The 1,354-nt window shown below is 67.8% G+C and carries 1 protein-coding gene; it reads left to right on the top strand.

Annotation, left to right across the window (positions count from 1 at the left end):
* A partial coding sequence (locus tag ACFP2T_RS43135; RefSeq protein ID WP_377432825.1) for a condensation domain-containing protein occupies positions 1-1,354 on the top strand: 1,354 nt, incomplete at both ends.

The following is a 1,354-nucleotide window of genomic DNA, read 5'->3' as shown; positions in this document are numbered from 1 at the left end:
CGCGGACTACTCCCTGTGGCAGCGTGAGGTCCTGGGCGACCTCGACGATCCCGACAGCCTAATCAGCGCCCAGTTGGCGTATTGGCGGGAGGCGCTGGCAGAGGCACCACAGGAACTGGTGCTTCCTACCGACCGGCCGCGCCCGGTGGTGTCGTCGTTCCGGGGCGCAACGGTGTCTTTTGAGGTGGGTGCGGGTGTCCACCTCGAGTTGGAGCGGCTCGCGCAGCGCGGTCGGGCGACGATGTTCATGGTGGTGCACGCGGCGTTGGCGGTGTTGCTGTCGCGGGTGGGTGCGGGTACGGACATTCCGATGGGTACGGCCATCGCCGGTCGTGGGGACGCTGCCCTTGACGAGCTGGTCGGGTTCTTCGTCAACACGTTGGTGTTGCGGGCTGATCTGAGTGGGGATCCGTCGTTCGGTGAGGTGCTGGCCCGGGTACGGGAGGCGGACCTGGCGGCGTACGCGCACCAGGACCTGCCGTTCGAACGCCTGGTGGACGACCTGAACCCGGCCCGCTCCTTGAGTCGCAACCCCCTCTTCCAGGTCATGTTCGCCGTGCAGAATCTGCCAGCGGGTGGCGGGCGGTGGGAAATTCCTGGGCTTGAGGTCAGACCGTTCGGCGGTGGCGCTCAGGAGATGGCAGCGCGGTTCGATCTGTCTATGGACTTGGCGGAGCGGCGTGATGCGGAGGGTTCGCCGGCCGGGCTTGGCGGGGTCCTGCTGTATGCCACTGATCTGTTCGACGAGTCGACTGTGCAGGGGTTGGCTGCTCGGTTGGTGCGGGTGTTGGAGCAGGTGGCGGCGGATCCGGGTCTGCGGCTCAGCGATATCGAGGTCCTGGACGACGCGGAACGGTCACTGGTCGTCGGCCGGTGGAACGACACGGCGGTGCGGGTTCCCGACCAGATGGTGCCGGAGTTGTTCGAGGCACAGGTCGCGGCCTCACCGGACGTGGTCGCGGTGCGCTGCGGTGCAGACGTGCTGACCTACGCGGAGCTGGACCAGCGGGCCAACCAACTCGCCCGGTACCTGACCGGGGTGGGGGTGGGGGCGGAGTCGCGGGTGGGTTTGTGTCTGCCGCGTGGGGTGGACATGGTGGTCGGGTTGTTGGCGGTGTGGAAGGCCGGTGGCGCGTTCGTGCCGTTGGACCCGGCGTACCCCAGCGACCGGCTCGACTACATGGTCGCCGACAGTGACACCACCGTCCTGGTCGGGACTGGCGACACGTTGTCGGGGTTGTCGACGGCGGGGGTGCGGCAGGTCCGTCTGGACGAGGTCACTGATCAGGTCGCTGCCCTGTCGGCGGCTGTGTCGAATCGACACGTGGCCCCGGACGGGTTGGCGTATGTGATC

The sequence above is a fragment of the Plantactinospora solaniradicis genome (assembly GCF_042658085.1).
Classification (GTDB): Bacteria; Actinomycetota; Actinomycetes; order Mycobacteriales; family Micromonosporaceae; genus Plantactinospora; species Plantactinospora solaniradicis.
Note: the sequence above shows the minus strand (reverse complement) of the source record. Positions and strands in the feature narration are given on the sequence as shown.